This window comes from Pseudomonas japonica (assembly GCF_900188455.1).
Lineage (GTDB): Bacteria > Pseudomonadota > Gammaproteobacteria > Pseudomonadales > Pseudomonadaceae > Aquipseudomonas > Aquipseudomonas japonica.
Window position 1 is genome coordinate 1 of record NZ_FZOL01000009.1, and the last position, 19,215, is coordinate 19,215.

Here is a 19,215-nt window from a genome sequence, read left to right on the forward strand (position 1 = left end):
CGGGGCCGTTCAACAGCAATACCGGGATTCATCACGTGGGTCTGAAGGCGACGCCGCTGGAGAACCTGACGGTGGGCGCGCTGTATTTCGACTTCAACACCCTGCGTACCCGCGACACCTTGAACCTGGATGCGCGGGAGCTGGACTTCTACGTGGAGTGGGCGGTGAACGAGCACCTGATCATTAGTCCGCTGGTTGGCCTGTACCAGCCGAAGAAGGACGAGACCAACGGTGGCAACCAGGTCGGTGGCAATGGCACCAACGTTTACAGCCAACTGACGGTGGCTGTGCCGTTCTGACGGTCTTGCCTGCGAAGGATCTGTAGGAGCTGGCTTGCCTGCGAAAGGACCGCAACGCGGTCCCGGACCTCACCGCTGTCTGGGACCGCTTCGCAGTCCTTTCGCAGGCAAGCCAGCTCCTACAGGATCAATGAAGCCATCACAGTCAGCGCAACCCAACCCCGTATTCACCTCCACCTCACCTTCCCCACTGATATACCCATGCCGAGTCAGGTTCGGCATCAGCAGTTGTCGAGTGCGGGGCAATGGCACCAGTGTGTATAGCCAGCTGACGGTGGCCGTGCCGTTCTGACAGTCTTGCCTGCGAAGGACTCGTAGGAGCTGGCTTGCCTGCGAAGGACCGCGAAGCGGTCCCAGACCTCACCGCTGTCAGGGACCGCGTTGCGGTCCTTCGCAGGCAAGCCAGCTCCTACGGGATCAATGAAGCCATCACAGTCAGCGCACTGGATTCACGCCACCCAGGGCAAGGGGACCGGCGAGGGACAAAGGCGTTTCCCTGCGACACAATTTGTATACACTTGTCCGCACCCGCCCCGCCGCAGAACCTGACGTGAACCCGCGCACGTCCAACCCCGTTTCGCTTTCAGGAGTACCCCGCTTGTCCCGCGACAACCTTCCCCTGGTGATGCTGCCCGGCCTGCTCAACGACCATCGCCTCTGGGCCCATGCCCAGGCCACCTTTGCACCGACGCGCCAGGTGCTGATCCCCGACCTGAGCCAGGACAGTTGCATCACCGCCATGGCCGAGCGGGTGCTGCGCCAGGCGCCACCGCGCTTCGCCCTCGCGGCACTGTCAATGGGCGGCTACGTGGCGTTCGAGATCATGCGCCGCGCCCCGCAGCGGGTTGAACGCCTGGCTCTGTTCGACACCATGGCGCGCCCCGACGACCCGGCCCGCGCGCGGGTGCGCCGCGGCCTGCTGGAACTGGCCGGGCTGGGCAAGTTCAAGGGCGTCACCCCGCAACTGCTGCCGCGCCTGATGCATGCCCGCAGCCTCGACAGCAGCGTGCCGCGGGTAGTGATGGAGATGGCCGACGCCATCGGCCGCGAGGGTTTCATCCGCCAGCAGCAGGCGATCATCGAGCGCGCGGACTACCGCCCTGTGCTGGAGACGATCCGCGTGCCGACCCTGGTGCTGTTCGGCGAACAGGACGAGATCACGCCCCTGGCCGAGGCCCGGTTGATCCACGAAGGAATCGCCGGCGCGCACCTGGAGGTGATCGGTGATTGCGGCCACCTGCCGCCGCTGGAACACCCCGAGCGCTCCAGCGAACTGCTTGGCCGCTGGCTCGACGGTGCCTTCGACGCCTGACCGCGTGCGGATGTTCTCGTATTCCCCTCTGGGAGCGCCCGGCGCATTTCCATCAACTCGCTTCGCGGTTGCTGGACGCCTCGCTGTCGTCCTGCACGTCGCCGCGCTCCCTGAGCAACTGAACGAAGGTGCTCAGGCAGCGCGACATCATCCCGCGCCGCCACACCAGCCAGGTGCGCAGGTAGCGAAACTTCTCCGACAACGGCCAGACGCTGACCATGCTGCAGCCCGGCATGCTGTCGAGCATGCTGCGCGGCATCAGCGCCAGGCCGGCGCCGGCGCTGACGCAGGCGAGCATGCCGTGGTAGGACTCCATTTCGAGGATCTTGCCCGGCACCGCGCCATCCTGGGCAAACCATTTCTCGAAGTGATGACGGTACGAGCAGTTGGCGCGGAAGGCGTAGATGGTCGCGCCGTTGACCTCGGCGGCACGGGCGATCGGCGCATGGTGGAGCGGCGCGATCAGGACCATTTCCTCGGTGAACACCGGCACCCCTTCCAGCGCCGGGTGCAGCACCGGCCCGTCGACGAAGGCGGCGCTCAGGCGCCCGGCCAGCACGCCGTCGATCATCGCCCCGGACGGACCGGTGCTCAGGTCCAGCTCGACCTTGGCGTAGCTCTGGTTGTAGGCCGCGAGCAAGGCGGGGATGCGCACCGCCGCGGTGCTTTCCAGAGAACCCAGGGCGAAGGCGCCCTGCGGCTCGTCGCCGGCCACGGTCTGCCGCGCCTCGGCCACCAGGTCGAGGATGCGCCGCGCGTAGTCGAGGAAATTCCAGCCGGCCGGCGACAGGCGCAGGCGGCTTTTCTCGCGGATGAACAGGTCGACGCCGAGTTCCTCTTCCAGTTGTCGGATTCTCGTGGTCAGGTTCGACGGTACTCGGTGAATATGCTGAGCCGCGGCACTGATGCTGCCCTGCTCTGCCACGGCCTTGAACATCTCCAACTGGACCAGATCCATATAATCATTCTCTTTGCGTGAATGTTTAGCTCAGTATTATTCAGTTTCAGGGAAACATACAACGCAGTAGGCTTCGATCCGTACTCCTTCCATCAGGACGCCGAGATGACCGTGATCAGCCACCAGACCCATGCCCTGTCGATCAATCCCGCCACCGGCGAGCAGATCGGCGCCTATCCCTACGAAAGCGCCGCCGTGCTCGACGCCGCCCTGGCCCGTGCCGCCGCCGGCTACGCGGTCTGGCGCCGCACGCCGCTGGAAGGCCGCGTCGGCCAGTTGCGCGCCCTCGCCGGCGCCCTGCGCGACAACCTCGAGGCCATGGCGCGGATGATCACCGACGAAATGGGCAAGCCGATCGCCCAGGCCCGTGGCGAAATCGAGAAATGCATTCATCTGTGCGAGTGGTACGCCGACAACGGCCCGGCCATGCTCGCCGCCGAAGCCGCGCCGGTGCCGGTGGGCAAGGCGCGCATCGAATACCGCCCGCTGGGCCCGCTGCTGGCGGTGATGCCGTGGAACTTCCCGATCTGGCAGGTCCTGCGCGGTGCCGTGCCGGCGCTGCTGGCCGGCAACACCTATGTGCTCAAGCACGCGCCGAACGTGATGGGCAGCGCCTACCTGCTGCTCGATGCGTTCAAGCGCGCCGCCTTCCCCGAGGGCGTGTTCGAAGTGCTCAACGTCACCCCGGATGGCGTGTCGAAGGCCATCGCCGACCCGCGCATCGCCGCCGTGACCCTGACCGGCAGCGTGCGTGCCGGTACCGCCATCGGTGCCCAGGCCGGTGCCGCGCTGAAGAAATGCGTGCTTGAGCTGGGCGGTTCCGATCCGTTCATCGTGCTCAACGACGCCGACCTCGACGCGGCGGTGAAGGCCGCGGTCATCGGTCGCTACCAGAACACCGGCCAGGTCTGCGCTGCGGCCAAGCGCCTGATCGTCGAGGAAGGCGTGGTGCAGGCCTTCACCGAGAAGTTCGTGGCCATGACCCGCGAGCTGGTGATGGGCGATCCGCGCAACGCCGAGACCTACATCGGCCCGATGGCCCGCTTCGACCTGCGCGACGAACTGGACGGCCAGGTCCAGGCCACCCTGGCCGAAGGCGCGACCCTGCTGCTGGGCGGCGGCAAGGCCGAAGGCGACGGCAACTACTACCAGCCGACGGTGCTGGCCGACGTCACCGAGCGCATGACCTCGTTCAAGGAGGAGCTGTTCGGACCGGTGGCCTCGATCATCACCGCCCGCGATGCCCGGCATGCGCTGGCGCTGGCCAATGACAGCGAGTTCGGCCTGACGGCGACCATCTATACCGCCGACGTGGCGCTGGCCGAACAACTGGTGGAAGAGCTGGATACCGGTGGCGTGTTCATCAACGGCTATTGCGCCAGCGACCCGCGGGTAACCTTCGGAGGCGTGAAGAAGAGCGGGTTCGGCCGCGAGCTGTCGCACTTCGGCGTGCGCGAGTTCTGCAATGCGCAGACGGTGTGGCTGGAGCGCAACTGAGCAACGCAGCGGCGAGGGTGTCCGGGTGGACACCCTCGCGCGCCCATGACCTGAAGAACGGCACCCCTGACGGAAGAACTTCAGGCGTGCCGCCCCCTCAGAACTTCGCCCGCAGCGTCAACATGAAGTTGCGCGGATCACCATAGAAGTTGTTGTACGCCGAGGTGCCCACCGTCGCGTAGTAACGCTTGTCGGCCAGGTTGTTGGCGTTCAGCGTCGCCGACCAGTGCTCGTCGATGCGGTAGTCGATGCTGCCGCTCCACACGGTGTAGCCGGCCTGCATGAACTTGTACGAAACATCCTCGCCATCGAACTTGCCGCTGTCCGGGTTGAAGGTGGTCACGTAGCCATTCTTCGACGTGCGGCTCTGCGCCGTCGCGCCGAGGCCGACTTTCCAGTCCTGCCACTGCCCCGGCAACTGATAGGTCCCCCACAGCTTGAACAAATGCTTGGGCGTGACCCCGACGAAGGAGTCACGGGCCTCGTCGCCCTCCTTGTCGACCACATGGGCGTAGGTGTAGCCGGCGATCAACTGCAGGCCAGGGGCGACTTCGCCACTGATCTCGGCATCGAAGCCCTGGCTGACCACCAGGCCCTGGTTGCGGTAGCAGCAATCCCCACCGAAATCGTACTGGCCGTCCTCGATCGCGGCACCGTCCTGTTCGATGCGGTACAGGGCGAAGGCGCTGTTCATGCGGCCGTCGAACAACTGCCCCTTGAGACCCAGTTCATAGTTCTTCGACGTACTCGGCTCAAGCGGCGAGCCTGGCTGCGGGCCCATGCTGTAGCCGGTCTGCGGGGTGAAGGTTTCGGCGTAGCTGGTGTACAGGGTCCAGCGCGGGTCGAGGTCCCAGGTCAGGCCGGCATACGGCGTGAAGACCCCGCTTTCGTGCTTGGTGGACGGCCGCGACGGCGGCGTCACGCCATCGAAGAAGTCCTGCTTGTTCTGGTAGGCGTAGTCCGCCAGGCGTCCGCCGATGATGAACTTCACCTCCTCGCTCAGGGACAGACGGGTCATGCCGTACAGCGACTTGCGAATCTCGGTGAGGTACTGGTCCTTGTTCAGGCGGCGGCCCTGGTCCTCGGGGGGCGTGCGGCCGCCGAGGTCCAGCGGGAGGTTGGCGATCACCCCGGTGTACTGCACCACCGAACCCACCGTGTGGGTGTAGTCCAGCCCGCCGAGCACGTCGTGGTCCAGACCGAAGGCGCTGAAGCGGCCCTTGAAGTAGCTGTTGAGGGTCTTGCGCTCGCTGCCGCCGGTGTTGGGGTAGTGGTACCAGGCCGGGCCGAGGCCGCTTTCCGGATCGACGCCGCCGAAGTAGTAGAGCCCGGTGGAGTCGCGGTCGATGTCCACCCAGTTCAGTTCGGTGGTCAGCGACCAGTCGGCGTCGAAGCTGTGCTCGACCCTGGCGTAGGCCTGGCGGGTTTCTTCGCGCACGCTGTTCCAGTTCGAGGTGAAGGCGGTGTGCCGCGGCAGCTTGAGGTCCTCGCCGTTGCTGTAGCGCGGCAGGCCGTTGTAGTACGGCACGCCGTCCACGTCCTGGTAGCTGCCACCGAGGGTCAGGGTGGTGTCCGGGCTGAGGTCGAACTCCAGCGAGCCATAGGCCAGGCTGTTCTGCATATCGCCGTAGTCGTAGAACGCCTTGCTGTCCTGGTAGGCCATGCCGAGGCGGCCACGGATATCGCCGCTGTCCACCAGCGGGCCGGTGAGGTCGAACTCGCTGCGGTAGTTGTCCCAGCTGCCGGCGGACGCGGAGAACGCCAGCTGGTTGTCGCGCAGGGCACGCTTGCGCACCAGGTTGACGGTGCCGCCGGGATCGCCGCTGCTGGAGAACAGGCCGTCGACACCGCGCAGGAACTCGACGCGCTCGTACTGGGCCATGTCCAGCTGGCTCAGCGAACCGTAGCCGGCGATGCTGGTGCTCAACGGCGCGCCGCCATCGATCTGGGTGTTGGACACGGCGAAGCCGCGGGAAAAGAAGTTGCTCTCGTTGCCCATGGAGGCCTGGGCGATCCCGCCTTTCTGCAGGGTCACGCCGGTCACCTTGGCCATCACCTCGGTCAGGCTGTTGAGGTTCTGCTCCTCGATCTGCTGGCGCGTGACCACCGATACCGAATGCGGCACTTCGCGCAGCGAGGTGGCGACCTTGCTGCCCACCGTCGCGCTCTGCACGGTGTACGCCGCGCCGCTCTCGGCCAGGCCCTGGCCGACCACGGCGGTCGGGGCCAGGGCCACGCTGCCCTGGCCCGGCGTCTGCAGCAGCGACCAGCTGCCATCGGCGTTGCGCACGACACTGAACGGACTGCCCTGAAGCAGCCGGGCGAACCCCTGCTCGACACTGAAACGGCCATTCAGCGCCGGGCTCTGGTGACCGGCGGTCATGCGCGTATCGAACGACACCACCACCCCGGCCTCGCCGGCGAAGCGGATCAGTGCCGCACCCAGCGGGCCGGCGGGAATGCCGTAGGTTTTCTCCACGGACTCGGCGCGGGCCTGACTGGACGGCGCGAACAATGGCGCCCCGACGGCCGCGTGCAGGGCCAGCGAGGCCGAGACGATGGCCAGCGCCAGTGGCTTCTTGCGCAGTGAACGGGTGGGACGAACAACGGTGGTAGGCAACCCTGAAAGCATGCTGATTCCTGATCCTTCGCACTGTGGATGGGGTGGTTTCAGGGGTAAGTCGAACGGGCGCGGAAAAATCGACAACGCCGCGCAAGAAATTTCTCAGGCGTTGCCGACCACCCGGGTCCAGTAGCGGCTGCGTTGCCGTACCTGGACCGGCAGGGCCCGGGCAATGGCGGCGAAGGCCATGTCCAGGTCGTCCAGGGGGAAGGCGCCGGAAATCGGCAGTTCGGCCACCGCGTCGTCCCAGCCGAGGTAACCGTGCCGGTAGCGGCGCAACTCGCCGAGCAGACGCCGCAGCGGCCAGCCATTGACCAGCAGGCGGCCATTGACCCATTCGCCGCTGCCCGGCTCCAGCGCCTGCAGGGGGCCACAGTGCCGCGCGCTGAAGGTCATGCCCTGCCCCGCCTCGACCCGTTGCTCGCGGTCCAGTTGCAACGGGGTCACCGCCACGGCCTGCTCGAAGACTTCGAGGCGCGTGCTGGCGTCGTTCTGGCGCACGCTGAAGCGGGTGCCCAGCGCCCGCAGATGGCCTTCGGCGCTGCGTACCAGCAATGGCCGCGGATCGACGCCGGTACTGAGGAGGATTTCCCCGGCGCGCAGATGGATCAGGCGCATCTGCGCACTGAAGCGGATGTCCACCGCGCTGGCGGTGTTCAGTGCCAGGCGGGTGCCATCGCTCAGGGTCACGCTGCGCCGCTCGCCGACACCGGTGCGCTGGTCGGCCAGCCAGACCGGGGCCTGGTGATAGCCGTTCCAGCCCAGGGCGCCGACCCCGGCCAGCAGTGCCAGGTGCTTGAGCATCGCGCGTCGGTCGAGCGAGGCCGGGGCATGCTCCAGCACCCGGCAGGCGAACTCGCCCGGCAGGCCTTGCAACTGCGCCTGCATCCGCTCGACCCGCTGCCAGGCCCACTGGTGCGCGGGATCGGCCTGGCGCCATTGCCGCCAGGCGGCGAGCAGCGCGGCGTCCTCGGGGCGCGCGGCCAGACGCGCCAGCCATTGCGCGGCCATGCGCAGCGCCTCGCGCTGCTGCTCGGCGGTCACCCTTGCTGCTCCAGGGCGAACAGCAGGCAGTGTTCGGTGGCCTTGGCCACGTACTTGGTCACCGAGCTGACCGAGACGCCCATGCGCGCGGCGATCTCCTTGTAGCCCAGGCCCTGAAGTTGCGAGAGCAGGAACGCCTGCTTCACCTTGCGCCCCAGGCCGCTGAGCATGGCGTCCACCGCGTGCAGGCTCTCCAGCAACAGCAGACGCTCCTCGGGCGAGATGTCGAAGGCCGGCGGCGCGTCGGCGAAGGCCTGCAGATAGGCCTGCTCCAGGGCACGGCGGCGGAAACTGTCGACCATCACCCGCCGCGCCACGGCGCCGAGGAAGCAGCGCGGCTCGCGCAGATCACCGGGCAGACCGTGGCGACGCTCACTCAGGAGCAGGCGCAGGAAGGTGTCCTGGGCAAAATCCGCGGCCTGCTGCGAACAGCCCAGGCGCGCCCGCAGCCAGCCCACCAGCCAGCCATGGTGGGCGCTGTAGAGAGAGGCAACGGTCTGGGGCGGTTCGGCGGACATGGACGGCAATCGATATCATTTGAGAATGAGTCGTAATTTAGTGGATGTCCGCCATGCTTTGCAATTGCCATCAGGGTGCGAGGGGGTGAAGGATCATGGCCGGCAACCATGGCGGCGGGCGCAAGAGTCCGTGACGAATACTCCGCGAGGGCTCCTGCTCATGACGCCGCAAAGCCGTGCCGGCGTGCCCTCCAGACCACCAGCAGGGTCAGCGCCAGAAGTGCCAGGATGGCGGGGAAGAAGCTGCCGACACCTTGGTGCTGGAGGAGAAACGCACCCAGGATGCCGCCCCCCGCGATCGCCATGTTCCAGGCCGTGACCAGCATCGACTGGGCCACATCCGCCGCCTCGCCGGCGGTCCTGGCCAGCGCGGTCTGGAACAGCGTGGGCACCCCGCCGTAGGCCAGCCCCCACAATCCCACCGCCGTGTAGACCAGCAGCGGATCCGCCGCGAACAGCCCCAGCCCCAGCGCGCACAGCCCGAACAGCAGGATGCAGACCAGCGTGAGCAGGCGCAGGTGGCGGTCGATCAGCGCACCGATGATCCAGATCCCCAGCAACGAGGTCAGGCCGAACACCAGCAGCACCAGGTCCGTGCGCTCGGCCATCCCCGCCACCGCGAGGAACGGCGCGATATAGGTGTAGAGAATGTTGTGGGCAAGGACGAAGGTCAGCACCACCCACAACACCGGGCGCACCCCGGGCATGACCAGTACCCGCCGCGGCGACAGGCGCTTGCCGGCGGTCTGCCCGGGAAAATCCGGGACCGCGGCGCGCACCCAGAGCATCAGCAGCAGGGCCAGCAGGCTCATGAGGGCAAAGCACAGGCGCCAGCCGAGCAGATTGCCCAGCAGGGTGCCGCCGGGAACCCCCAGCGACAAGGCCAGCGGCGCGCCGACCATGGCGATGGCGATCGCCCTGCCCTGCTGCTGCGGCGCCACCATGCGCGCCGCGTACCCCGCCAGCAGGGCCCAGAGCAACCCGGCCGCCATGCCGGCGAGAAAGCGCGCGAACAGGGTCAGCAGCGCACTGCTGGAAATCGCCGTGAGCGTATTGGCGACCACGAAGCCGGCCAGTGCCGTCAGCAACAACGGCCGCCGGCGCATGCCCTGGGTCAGGGCGATCAAGGGAATCGCCGCCAGCAGCGAGCCAAAGGCGTAGAGCGTCACCAGTTGCCCGGCCAGCGCTTCGGAAATGCCCAGGCCGGCGCTGATCTGCGTCAGCAGCCCGGCGGGAAGCGCCTCGGTGAGGATGGTGACGAACCCGGTCAAGGCCAGGGCCAGAAGTGCCGCGATGGGCAGGCGCGCGACCTGCGCGCCGTGGAGTGGAGCGGTGGTGGAGAGTGTCATGGTTACGCCTCGTCGAATGCAGGCTGCCATGCTCGACGCATCCCCCATGCGAGACAATAATGCTCGGGTTCAAAATATATCGGACAAATATTCCTGAATAGGAAGCGTCATGGAATCACTCAACGGCATCGCCTTCTTCGTCCAGGCGGCGGAAACCCGCAGCTTCTCCGCGGCCGGGCGTCTGCTCGGGGTTTCGGCTTCGGCGGTCGGCAAAAGCATCTGCCGCCTGGAACAACGCCTCGGCGTGCGTCTGTTTCACCGCAGCACCCGCAGCATCACCCTGACCGCGGAAGGCGCGCTGTTTCTCGAACGCTGCCGGCGCATCCTCTGCGAGCTGGAGGCGGCCGAACTGGAAATGTCGGAGACGCACCAGGCGCCGCGTGGACGTCTGCGCGTCAGCCTGCCGCAGACCGGAGTGCTGGTGCTGCCGACGCTGACCGCCTTCATGCGGCGCTACCCGGCTATCGAACTGGACCTCGACCTGTCCGACCGCCTGGTGGAGGTGATCGAGGAAGGCTTCGACGTGGTCATGCGCACCGGCGAGCCCGCCGACTCGCGCTTGATGTCGCGCGTCCTCGGCAACTTCCAGCTGCAGTTGGTGGCGTCTCCCGCTTACCTGGCACAGCGCGGCACACCGCGGTGCCCGGCCGACCTCGCCGGGCATGCCTGCCTGCAGTACAAACTGCCCAGCACCGGCAGGTTTCAGCCGTGGCCGCTGAAGGACGACGGCGCGCGGGAGTGGAAACTGCCCACCTCGATGGTGTGCAACAGCGCGATCGCCCTGGTGGATGTCGCCCTGGCCGGGCTGGGCATCGCCTGCCTGCCGGACTTCATGGTGCGCGCGGCCATCGCCCGCGGTGAGCTGGTCGAAGTGCTGCCCGAGCACGTCGAGCATCAGGGCACCTTCCGCCTGCTCTGGCCGTCGAGCAAGCAACTGGCGCCGAAGCTGCGGGTGTTCATCGACTTCATGTGCGCGGAGCTGTTTCCCGCGCGCACCTGAGCTCAGTGGGGGTCGCTGGTGGAGACCGCGAAGGCGCTGCGAATGAAATGCTCCAGTTCATCGGCCTGGAGAATCTCGATGGAGAACTGCCCGAAGCGCTTGGGCAGCCAGAGGATCCGCACGCCGCTGGGCGAGTCCAGCTGTTCGCGGGCCAGCGGTTTGCCGTTCTCGTCTTCCGGGTGTTCGCCGTTGGCCAGCAACTGGTCATAGGCGGCGAGGATGTCCGGCGTGGTGTAGCACTGGCGGTAGATGGTGCCCTCGCCGTTGCGTTCCAGCAGTTCGTGCAGATTGCCGGCCAGGGGCTGGACCAGGATGAAACGCTCGCCGCCGAAACGCACCACCGCGTAGCGCACGTGCAGGCCGTCGCGCTGCCAGGTGAAGGCGCGCGACACCTGCGCCGAAAACACCCGGGCGTAATGCGCGCAGGCACTTTCGAGGTCGTGGACCAGGACATCCACGTGGCTGAACTTCAGGTCCATGACGGTTTTTCCGGGCGGCGACAAAGCGCTCAGGGTAACGCCGCTACAGCCACCCGGCCAGCACGATCGGCAGCCATGCGAACGACAGCAGGGTCGAGCACATCACCACATTGGCCACCTGCTCCGGCGAGCGCCCGGCGCGCACCGCCAGCAGGTAGTTGAACACCGCCACCGGCATGGCCGACTGCATCACCAGCACCGCGTGCGGAAGCGCCGGCATGTCGAGCACGGCACCGATCGCCCAGCCGACCACGGCGCCGAGGACGATGCGCAGCGCCCCGAGCAGCATGCCGCTGCCGACCTGCCGCGGGCGGATGCTGGCCAGCGACACGCCGAGGGTCAGGAGCATCAGCGGAATCACCATGCCGCCCACCAGGTCCACGGTATTGGCCAGCCACCGCGGCAGTTGCAGGTCGAAGAAAATCATCGGCAAGGCCAGGGCCAGGCTGATGACGATGGGGTTCCTGAGCAGCGAGCGGAAAGTGGTGACGCCGCCGGAGATGGCGATCCCCAGGGTGAACTGGAAGCTCGACAGGGTCAGGAAGAACGCCACCGCCAGGGCCAGGCCCTGGTCGCCGAAGGCATACAGCGCCACCGGCAGGCCCATGTTGCCGGTGTTGGGGAACATGAACGCCGGCATCAGCACCCGCCAGTGCTGGCGGAACGCGCGGCTGACCGCATAGCCGATCGCCGCCATCACCAGCATGCCCAGCACGCAGGCCAGGGCCATGCTGGCGAAGGCCTGCGGATCGAGGCGGGTGCGGTGCAGGGTCGACAGCACCAGGCATGGCGTGCCGATGCTCATGACCAGGCTGGCGATGAACTCCGTCGGGTAGTCATGGCCTCGGCGTGCCCAGATGAAGCCGATCGCGGCGACGATGAAGACAGGTGCCAGAACGGCGAACAACGAAGCCAGCATGGGGCGTGGTCCTTGGCAAAAGCGGCCATGCTAGGAGCGGGTGGTGGGTGGGTGCAAGGGTTTGGCCGCCTGGGCATGGGTATCTACACATCTTTGACGACCTGGCGGGAAACCGCATGAAGGCCGCCAGGTGCCTGTCTTGAGCCCTACAGTGCCTGTGAGATCGAGCGCCGCCCGCGCGGCGCATCGCGAGCTCGCTCGCTCCTACATTTTTTGCAACGTGCCATGGCCTGTGAGAACGGTGTTGCCAGCCTTTGGTGCCTGGCGATTTATAGCGGGGAGGCTGTTGGGATCGACGAGGTACCGCGTCGTACCACCAAGGCGGACAACCATGGCCTGTCAGGCATAGGCACGTTGCAAAAAATGTAGGAGCGAGCGAGCTCGCGATGCGCCGCGCGGGCGGCGCTCGATCTCAAGGGCACTGCCCCCGTCACGACGAGCACTTGGCGGCCTTGATACGGTTCCCCGCCAAGCCGTCAAAGATGTGTAGATACCAACCCCAGCAGATGCACCACCCCATACCCGGCACAGATCAGCGAACTGACCACGATGAAGCGCCTGCTGTGCCCGGTATTGCGCAGCAGCAGCGGCCCGGCGAAGCCGCGCAACAGATAGACCGCCGTGATCGCGCACAACCCCGTTCGCAACAACGGCAACGGTCCGATCACACCGGCACCGGACAATGCATATGCCGCCCAGATCGCCAGGACCAGGGCGATGCCCAGGGTGATGAACGTCGGATAACGCCTGCCCTGCTCGGCGGCACGAGCCATTCTTTCCCCTGCCCCCATCAAGCGATAACCCGCGGGCCCCACGGCGATACACCACAGGTGCGCAACCGCCGCCAACAGACTGAGCACCCCACCAAGCAGCAGGGCCAGGTTGTAATCCAGCATGTGCCTCGCGCCTCCCTGAAAACTATTCCTTCTTCCCCTTCCCGCCCTTCACCAGCCCATAGCGAATCTCCTTCGACGGCCCATAACCGTAGAACGAGGTGTAGCACTTGCTGAAATGGCTCGGCGAGACGAACCCGCACGCCAGCGCCACATCGATCAGCAGCAGGTCGGAATGCTGCAGCAGGCGCCGGCTCTCGGTGATGCGCAACTCCAGGTAGTAACGCACCGGGGTGGTCCCCAGCTGGGTCATGAACAGGCGACCGATCTGGCGCTTCGAGCGGCCGACGTAGTGGGCCAGCTGGTCCTGGCTCAAGGGCTCTTCGATATTCGCGCTCATCAGGTTGATGGCTTCGCGCAGCGGTTCGCTCATCTTTTCGTGCAGGGTCGGACGGGCACGGCGGTAGCGCGACTCCTCGAACGCGAGGATATCCACCACGGCATCCACCAGGCCGCGGCCACAGCGGCTGTTGATCCACTCCAGGACGAGGTGGAAGCCCCCCGCCGGGCTGGCCGCGGTCAGGCGGTCGCGGTCGACCATGTAGCTTTCGCTGGTGACCTGGCTGTCCTTGGCGATCTCCGCCACGGCGCCGCGATGCTCAGGGTGCACGGCGCAGCGATAGCCATCGAGCAGGCCGGCCTGGCCCAGGAACCAGGCGCCGTTCCACAGGGCGCCCAGGGCCACGTGCTTTTCCGCGGCCTTGTGCAGGATCTGATTGAGTTCCGCGATCGGCCGCAGCACGGTGCGCAGGCCGCCACAGACCACCAGCAGGTCCAGTTCGTCGAGGGCGGCGGCATTGAGTGGCGCGTCGGGGCAGATCACCAGGCCGAGGTCGCTGACCCGCGAACCGCCATCGAGGGTAAAGGTACGATGGCTGAAGGACGCCGCCTGGATCAGGTTGGCGGTGACCAGGGTGTCGAGGGCCTGGGTGAAGGCCGGCAGGGAAAAGTGTTCGAGCAGGATGAACCCGACCCGGCCCTGGCCGCCCGCCGCCTGCCCTTTCTCGCCAGTGAAGCGCAGGTTCGAGCCCTGCATGGCATCACTGAAATGCCTTCTTTCGACCACGTTATGTCTTCCACTCTTGTTCTTCGATGAGCGCCGAAACGTCGAAACCGCCACGCCGGCATGCATCGATGAATGATGCACGCCGGCGTGGCGGTGTCCAACTGTCCTTCAGCTTTTTCTGTTTATGTTGCAGCTCGCATCCGGCGACCTTGAAGGGCACCCCGCGACAGGCGATCCAGCAACAGCGCCACCGCAACGATCGCCAGGCCGGCGCGCAGGCCCAGGCCCATTTCCATGCGGGTCAGGCCGCGGGTCACTTCCGCGCCGAGACCGCCCGCCCCCACCAGCCCGGCCAGCACGACCATGGCCAGGGACAGCAGGATGCACTGGTTGAGGCCCACCAGCAGGGTCGGCATGGCGCTGGGCAGTTCGATCTTCAGCAGGATGTCCCGCGGCGAGGCGCCCATGGCCTTGCCCAGTTCCAGCAGGTCGGCGCGCACGCCGTTGAAGGCCAGGGTGGTCAGACGCAGCATCGGCGGGATGCCATAAATGATGGTGGCGAGGATCGCCGGGACCTTGCCCAGGCTGAACACCATCACCGCCGGAATCAGGTAGACCCACGGCGGCACGGTCTGCATGACGCTGAGGAGCGGACTCAACACGGCATCCAGGCGCTTGATCCGCGAGGCCAGCACGCCCAGCGGGAAGGCCACCGCCACCGAGATCAGCACCGCCACGGTGACCAGGGCGATGGTCTGCATCGACGCCACCCAGAACCCGGAGAGCAGGCAGAAGCCAAGCATTGCCAGCGCCAGTGCGGCGGCGCGCAGGTTGATGAGGAAACCGGCGAGCAGTGCCACCAGGGCGATCATGGCGTAGGCCGGGATCGCCAGGAGTACGCCCTCGATGCCACCGAGGACGGCCTCGATGCAGCGGCTGATCAGGGCGAACAGGCCATGCAGGTTGGCGTTCAGCCAGTCCACCGACGGCGCCAGCCAGGCGCCCGGGGAGAACTTGATATCGGCGGGATTCATGGCGCAGCCCTCCGGCCAAGGCGGGTCGCGCTCTGGGCCATGCGGTCGAGGATCAGGGTGAGGATGACGATGGCAATGGCGGCGTTGATCGACATGGCGATGTCCAGGGTGCGGATCGCGCCGTAGATCACCTCGCCCAGCCCGCCGGAACCGACGATGCCGGCGATCACCACCATGCCGAAGGCCATCATCAGGCCCTGGTTGACCCCGGCCATGATGCTCGGCAGGGCGAACGGCAGGCGGATCTTGAAGAACTGCTGCGCCCCCGTGGTGCCGCTGGCCTGGCCCAGTTCGATGAATACCCTGGGCGTCTGGCGGATGCCCAGGGAGGTCAGGCGCACCACCGGCGGTACCGCGACGATGAAGGTGGCCACCAGCGCGGTACCCGGGCCGTAGCCCAGCAGGGCGATGGCCGGCAGCAGGTAGATGTACGGCGGCAGGGTCTGGATCAGGTCCAGCACCGGCTCGCTGAGGCGATCCAGCGACGGCATCAGGCCGGCGGCGACGCCCATTGGAATACCGACCACAAGCGCCATGCTGGTGGCGGCCAGGACCAGCGCCAGGGTGCTCATGGTCTGCGGCCACAGGCCCATGATCGCGCACAGCAGCAGGCCGAGCATAGTGCCGACGGCGAAGCGCCAGTGGCCGACCAGACGCCAGCCGAGCACGCCGAAGAGCAGGATGATCACGTAGAACGGCAGCAGGGTCAGGCCGTCGTAGATGGCCTGGTAGCCGGCGTGAAGAATGTCGTTGAGACCGTCGAAGAACCACGCGCCGTTGTCCGACAGCCATTCCAGCCGGGCATCGACGAATGCGTCGAAGGCCGCGGCGAAGCCCGAGACGTTCATAGCGCGCGCTCCAGTTGCACGGCCGCCTGCTCCGGCGCCGGCGCGCCCTGCACGCCACGCAGCAGGTCCTGCTGGGTGATGATGCCGAGCACCTGGCCCTGCTCCACCACCGCCAGGGCATCGCCGGCGGAACTGATCATCAGGTTGATCAACGCATCCAGGTCGGCCTGCGGCCCGGCACTCGGCAGGCGCGCCGGGTCGATATGCGGATGGGCGGCGACGGCCGACATGATCGAGTGCGCCTTGACCAGGTGCAGGCGCGAGATGCCGGCGACGAACTCCGCGACATAGGCGTCGGCGGGCTTGAGCACGATGTCCTCGGCGGTGCCCTCCTGGATGATCACCCCGTCCTTCATGATGGCGATGCGATCACCGATGCGGATCGCCTCTTCCAGGTCGTGGGTGATGAATACCGCGGACTTGCCCAGCGACTTGGTCAGCTGGCGGAACTCGTCCTGCAACTGACGGCGGATCAACGGGTCGAGGGCGCTGAAGGGTTCGTCCATGAGGATCACTTCCGGGTCCGAGGCGATCGCCCGGGCCAGGCCGACCCGCTGCTGCATGCCGCCGGACAGCTCGTCGGGATAGCGCGCGGCCCAGTCACCGAGGCCGACCTTGGCCAGCGCCTGCTCGGCCACCTTGTGCCGCTCGGCCTTGGAGATACCGCGCACCTCCAGGCCGAAGGCGGCGTTTTCCAATACGCTGCGGTGCGGCAGCAGGGCCACGCTCTGGAACACCATGCCGATATGCCGGGCGCGGGTTTCGCGCAGGGCCGCGGCGTCGAGGGCGGCGATGTCCTTGCCCTTGATCAGGATCTGCCCGGAGGTGGGATCGATCAGGCGGTTGAACATGCGGATCAGGGTCGACTTGCCGCTGCCGGACAGGCCCATGATGCAGTAGATCTCTCCACGCCTGACCTTGAGGCTGACATTCGACACCCCGACCACACAGCCATGCTCCTGAAGAATCTGCTTCTTCGACAAACCGCGCTCTTTATAGGCACGCATGGCGGTATCGGCGTTCTTGCCAAAAATCTTCCAGACCGATTGGCACTCCACCAATACGTCTTCAGCTGTTTCGCTTGCTGTGTTCATCTCGCACCCGTCGAACCAGAAATCTGGTTGGCTTTTTTATTACGTTCAGTTCGGCAGTGTTAAAGGCGTTGCCCGCCGTGGGGCCAGGCAACGCGGTACCTCGAAATCAGTATTTCTTGATGTTTTCCCAGCGCTTGATCAGGTCGGCGTTCTTCGTCGCCCATGCCTGCACGGCCTGCTCCACGGTCTGGCCGTCCTTCATCGCGCCGTTGATCGCGGTGATGTCGGACAGCGGCAGGTACACCCCGGCGATCAGCTCGCGGGCCTGCGGGTACTCGGCGGAGAAGCCCTTCTTGCCGACCCAGTAGTAGCCCTGTGGCGGGGCGAAGGAGCCTTTCGGGTCCTTGAGGAACTTGACGTCGAACTTCTGCGCCATCCACGACGGCTCCCAGGTAGTGACGGCGATCCACTCCTTGCGGTCCACGGCGGACTTGAGCGCGGCGGTCATGGCCGCGGTACTGCCTTCGAGCAGGTTGAGCTTGAGGCCGTAGTCGGTGACGGCCTTGGCGGCGTCGCTCATCAGGCCCGAACCCGGCTCGATGCCGACGATCTTGTTGCCGAACTTGTCGGCGTTGGCGTTGAGCTCTTCCAGCGAGTCGATGGTGACGTAGCGCGGTACGGCGATGGCCTGGTAGAGGCCGTGGGAAACCGGCGAGATCTTTTCCAGACGGTTCTTGTTCTTGTTCCAGTAGTCCTGCGCGGCGTAGTCGATCTGCGAGGCGAGGATCTGGATGTCACCCTTGCCCAGCGCGGCGTAGGCGATGCCCCATTCGGAGAAATTGGTCACCTTGACGGTGTAGCCGGCGTCTTCGAGGACTTTCCTGGTGACGGTGGTGATCGGCGTCAGGTCTTCCCACGACAGGGTGCCCATGGTGATGGTCTTTTCCTCGGCCTGGGCCTGGAACACCGTGAGACCGACCATCGCGAGGGTGCAAAGGGCCTTGCGGAAGAATTTCATCGTTGTGCGTCTCCGTTGTGGTGCTGGCCGGGCGCTTGAGAGTCGCCCGTTGATTGTTGTTGGTTTTTTCGTGCACTGCGTCTTTCACAACTTTCTGGCGGGGGTTTCTGACACCAGGAGCGACCTGATTACCCGCGCCACACCCCGGGAACACGGGTGTTGAACCGAGATTCGCACGGGTTCGGGAGACGGTCAACGGAATTGTATTCTTTGTGTATACCGACAGAATTCAAAAAGAATTCAGAGAAAGTGCTATTTTCCCCAGTGTTTTCAGGGTTCTGACGGTGGCAGCGATGGTAGAAAAGCTGTCGCGGGTTGACATGCCCATGGCGGGATTTGATAAGGGCATGTCTCGTGGATGCCATACGTAGGAGCGTGGCTTGCCCGCGAACGATCCCAGAACCGGCATCGCAATCCGGGACCGCTATGCGCTCCTTCGCGGGCAAAGCCCGCTCCAAGAAGCCGCCTGCAGGCTCAAGAGAAATGAAACCAGGGATCAGACCCCTGTCGCAGACACGTCGATGTCGGTTCGCGCCGCTCATCGAAATACCTGTAGACACATTGTCTAATCCACCCCTATAGTCGTTATACAAATTGTAGACACAACCTGATGAGTACGAAAAAGGCTCCCATGAAAGCCACCGCAACCGCCCTTTCCACTGCCGATGCCAGCCCGGATCGCAAGGCGCTTCTCGCCGAAGCGCTGCGCCGGCGCATCCTCAGCATGGAACTGGCGCCCGGCGCGGTGGTGGATGAACTGGCACTGTGCGACGAGTTCGGCCTGTCCCGACCACCGGTGCGCGAGTTGCTGCGGCAGATCGCCGCCGAGGGCTACATCGAGCTGGAAGCCAACCGCGCCCCGCGCGTGGCGGCCATGAGTCACGAGTCGCTGCGCGCCTTCTTCCTGGCCGCGCCGCTGGTGTACATCGCCACCACCCAGCTGGCCGCGACCCGCGCCACCGAGGCCGAGATCGACGAACTGCGCCGTATCCAGGCCCGTTTCCGCCAGGCCATCGAAGAGCAGCACGTGGAAAACCGCGTCATCTACAACGACGAGTTCCACCTCGAGATCGGCAAGATGGCGCACAACGATTACCTGATGCCGAGCCTGCGCCGTGTGCTCATCGACCACGCGCGACTGGGCAAGATTTTCTACCGCCACCCGACCACCGTGGACATGCAGAAGGACCTCGAACTGGCCTGCGACCAGCACGACCAGATCATCGAGGCCATCGCCCGCCACGACACCGAGGCCGCGGGACAACTGATTCGCGAGCATATGGAATTGTCGCGCCGGCGCATGGCGGAGTACGCCGCACCGGAAGGCATGGAGGTATCGCTCGCGTTTTGAAAGACCCCGGCGCATGAAGGTTCGCGAGGTTTC

Annotated in this window: 17 protein-coding genes and 1 pseudogene; 5 read left to right on the forward strand and 13 right to left on the reverse strand. The window is 65.9% G+C overall.

The window, feature by feature from the left end:
* A pseudogene (locus CHB99_RS12765) lies at window positions 1-299 on the forward strand (hypothetical protein); the annotation flags it as partial.
* Window positions 300-897: 598 nt separating this feature from the next.
* On the forward strand, window positions 898-1,611 hold the full coding sequence (locus CHB99_RS12770) for an alpha/beta fold hydrolase (protein ID WP_245655673.1): 714 nt from the start codon (window positions 898-900) through the stop codon (window positions 1,609-1,611).
* 52 nt (window positions 1,612-1,663) lie between these two features.
* Here the strand turns inward: CHB99_RS12770 and ptrR are convergent, their stop codons facing one another.
* Window positions 1,664-2,569 (reverse strand): putrescine utilization regulator PtrR, encoded by a 906-nt coding sequence (ptrR, locus tag CHB99_RS12775; protein ID WP_042130430.1) that lies wholly within the window; start codon window positions 2,567-2,569, stop codon window positions 1,664-1,666.
* Window positions 2,570-2,674: 105 nt separating this feature from the next.
* Here ptrR and CHB99_RS12780 point away from each other — a divergent pair, with 105 nt between their 5' ends.
* Complete coding sequence (locus tag CHB99_RS12780) at window positions 2,675-4,066, forward strand: aldehyde dehydrogenase family protein (protein WP_042130428.1); 1,392 nt, start codon at window positions 2,675-2,677, stop codon at window positions 4,064-4,066.
* Window positions 4,067-4,163: 97 nt separating this feature from the next.
* Here CHB99_RS12780 and CHB99_RS12785 read toward each other — a convergent pair whose 3' ends face one another.
* The 4 genes from CHB99_RS12785 to CHB99_RS12800 all read right to left on the reverse strand — a co-directional run bounded on the left by CHB99_RS12785 (window position 4,164) and on the right by CHB99_RS12800 (window position 9,600).
* The gene (locus tag CHB99_RS12785; RefSeq protein ID WP_084703024.1) at window positions 4,164-6,698 is read right to left on the reverse strand and encodes a TonB-dependent siderophore receptor; all 2,535 of its coding nucleotides are present in this window, start codon (window positions 6,696-6,698) and stop codon (window positions 4,164-4,166) included.
* Window positions 6,699-6,791: 93 nt separating this feature from the next.
* Window positions 6,792-7,733, reverse strand: a complete 942-nt coding sequence (locus tag CHB99_RS12790) for a FecR domain-containing protein (protein ID WP_042130427.1) — start codon at window positions 7,731-7,733, stop codon at window positions 6,792-6,794.
* Window positions 7,730-8,251, reverse strand: a complete 522-nt coding sequence (locus CHB99_RS12795) for a sigma-70 family RNA polymerase sigma factor (RefSeq protein WP_084703022.1) — start codon at window positions 8,249-8,251, stop codon at window positions 7,730-7,732. Before CHB99_RS12795 ends, CHB99_RS12790 begins: the two co-directional genes overlap by 4 nt.
* A gap of 158 nt (window positions 8,252-8,409) precedes the next feature.
* Window positions 8,410-9,600 (reverse strand): MFS transporter, encoded by a 1,191-nt coding sequence (locus CHB99_RS12800; RefSeq protein ID WP_042130423.1) that lies wholly within the window; start codon window positions 9,598-9,600, stop codon window positions 8,410-8,412.
* A gap of 109 nt (window positions 9,601-9,709) precedes the next feature.
* Here CHB99_RS12800 and CHB99_RS12805 point away from each other — a divergent pair, with 109 nt between their 5' ends.
* Entirely contained in the window at window positions 9,710-10,600 is an 891-nt protein-coding gene (locus tag CHB99_RS12805) for a LysR family transcriptional regulator (RefSeq protein WP_042130421.1), read from the forward strand.
* Between the two features lie 2 nt (window positions 10,601-10,602).
* Here the strand turns inward: CHB99_RS12805 and CHB99_RS12810 are convergent, their stop codons facing one another.
* The 8 genes from CHB99_RS12810 to CHB99_RS12845 all read right to left on the reverse strand — a co-directional run bounded on the left by CHB99_RS12810 (window position 10,603) and on the right by CHB99_RS12845 (window position 17,831).
* Entirely contained in the window at window positions 10,603-11,079 is a 477-nt protein-coding gene (locus tag CHB99_RS12810) for a VOC family protein (RefSeq protein ID WP_042130418.1), read from the reverse strand.
* Between the two features lie 43 nt (window positions 11,080-11,122).
* Complete coding sequence (locus CHB99_RS12815) at window positions 11,123-11,998, reverse strand: AEC family transporter (protein WP_042130416.1); 876 nt, start codon at window positions 11,996-11,998, stop codon at window positions 11,123-11,125.
* Window positions 11,999-12,474: 476 nt separating this feature from the next.
* Window positions 12,475-12,894, reverse strand: coding sequence for a hypothetical protein (locus CHB99_RS12820; protein ID WP_042130237.1), 420 nt, complete (start codon window positions 12,892-12,894; stop codon window positions 12,475-12,477).
* 22 nt (window positions 12,895-12,916) lie between these two features.
* Window positions 12,917-13,927, reverse strand: a complete 1,011-nt coding sequence (locus CHB99_RS12825) for a GlxA family transcriptional regulator (protein WP_170946383.1) — start codon at window positions 13,925-13,927, stop codon at window positions 12,917-12,919.
* A 152-nt stretch (window positions 13,928-14,079) separates the two neighbouring features.
* Window positions 14,080-14,931 (reverse strand): ABC transporter permease, encoded by an 852-nt coding sequence (locus tag CHB99_RS12830; protein ID WP_042130233.1) that lies wholly within the window; start codon window positions 14,929-14,931, stop codon window positions 14,080-14,082.
* The gene (locus CHB99_RS12835; RefSeq protein ID WP_042130231.1) at window positions 14,928-15,779 is read right to left on the reverse strand and encodes an ABC transporter permease; all 852 of its coding nucleotides are present in this window, start codon (window positions 15,777-15,779) and stop codon (window positions 14,928-14,930) included. Before CHB99_RS12835 ends, CHB99_RS12830 begins: the two co-directional genes overlap by 4 nt.
* Window positions 15,776-16,873 carry a quaternary amine ABC transporter ATP-binding protein gene (locus CHB99_RS12840; protein WP_042130229.1) on the reverse strand — a complete coding sequence of 366 codons (1,098 nt, stop codon included), beginning with the start codon at window positions 16,871-16,873 and terminating at the stop codon, window positions 15,776-15,778. The genes CHB99_RS12835 and CHB99_RS12840 overlap by 4 nt, the downstream gene beginning before the upstream one ends.
* Window positions 16,874-16,979: 106 nt before the next feature.
* Window positions 16,980-17,831 carry a glycine betaine ABC transporter substrate-binding protein gene (locus CHB99_RS12845; protein WP_042130227.1) on the reverse strand — a complete coding sequence of 284 codons (852 nt, stop codon included), beginning with the start codon at window positions 17,829-17,831 and terminating at the stop codon, window positions 16,980-16,982.
* A gap of 631 nt (window positions 17,832-18,462) precedes the next feature.
* Here CHB99_RS12845 and CHB99_RS12850 point away from each other — a divergent pair.
* Window positions 18,463-19,182, forward strand: a complete 720-nt coding sequence (locus CHB99_RS12850) for a GntR family transcriptional regulator (protein WP_042130226.1) — start codon at window positions 18,463-18,465, stop codon at window positions 19,180-19,182.
* Window positions 19,183-19,215 lie beyond the last annotated feature (33 nt).

Bases quoted from the DNA above. Each gene is read 5' to 3' on its own strand.
- CHB99_RS12830 (WP_042130233.1), bottom strand. From the start codon at position 14,931: ATGAATCCCGCCGATATCAAGTTCTCCCCGGGCGCCTGGCTGGCGCCG.
- CHB99_RS12780 (WP_042130428.1), top strand. From the start codon at position 2,675: ATGACCGTGATCAGCCACCAGACCCATGCCCTGTCGATCAATCCCGCC.
- CHB99_RS12835 (WP_042130231.1), bottom strand. From the start codon at position 15,779: ATGAACGTCTCGGGCTTCGCCGCGGCCTTCGACGCATTCGTCGATGCC.
- CHB99_RS12815 (WP_042130416.1), bottom strand. From the start codon at position 11,998: ATGCTGGCTTCGTTGTTCGCCGTTCTGGCACCTGTCTTCATCGTCGCC.
- CHB99_RS12800 (WP_042130423.1), bottom strand. From the start codon at position 9,600: ATGACACTCTCCACCACCGCTCCACTCCACGGCGCGCAGGTCGCGCGC.
- CHB99_RS12820 (WP_042130237.1), bottom strand. From the start codon at position 12,894: ATGCTGGATTACAACCTGGCCCTGCTGCTTGGTGGGGTGCTCAGTCTG.
- CHB99_RS12845 (WP_042130227.1), bottom strand. From the start codon at position 17,831: ATGAAATTCTTCCGCAAGGCCCTTTGCACCCTCGCGATGGTCGGTCTC.
- CHB99_RS12850 (WP_042130226.1), top strand. From the start codon at position 18,463: ATGAAAGCCACCGCAACCGCCCTTTCCACTGCCGATGCCAGCCCGGAT.
- CHB99_RS12785 (WP_084703024.1), bottom strand. From the start codon at position 6,698: ATGCTTTCAGGGTTGCCTACCACCGTTGTTCGTCCCACCCGTTCACTG.
- CHB99_RS12795 (WP_084703022.1), bottom strand. From the start codon at position 8,251: ATGTCCGCCGAACCGCCCCAGACCGTTGCCTCTCTCTACAGCGCCCAC.
- CHB99_RS12810 (WP_042130418.1), bottom strand. From the start codon at position 11,079: ATGGACCTGAAGTTCAGCCACGTGGATGTCCTGGTCCACGACCTCGAA.
- CHB99_RS12825 (WP_170946383.1), bottom strand. From the start codon at position 13,927: ATGCAGGGCTCGAACCTGCGCTTCACTGGCGAGAAAGGGCAGGCGGCG.
- ptrR (WP_042130430.1), bottom strand. From the start codon at position 2,569: ATGGATCTGGTCCAGTTGGAGATGTTCAAGGCCGTGGCAGAGCAGGGC.
- CHB99_RS12840 (WP_042130229.1), bottom strand. From the start codon at position 16,873: ATGAACACAGCAAGCGAAACAGCTGAAGACGTATTGGTGGAGTGCCAA.
- CHB99_RS12805 (WP_042130421.1), top strand. From the start codon at position 9,710: ATGGAATCACTCAACGGCATCGCCTTCTTCGTCCAGGCGGCGGAAACC.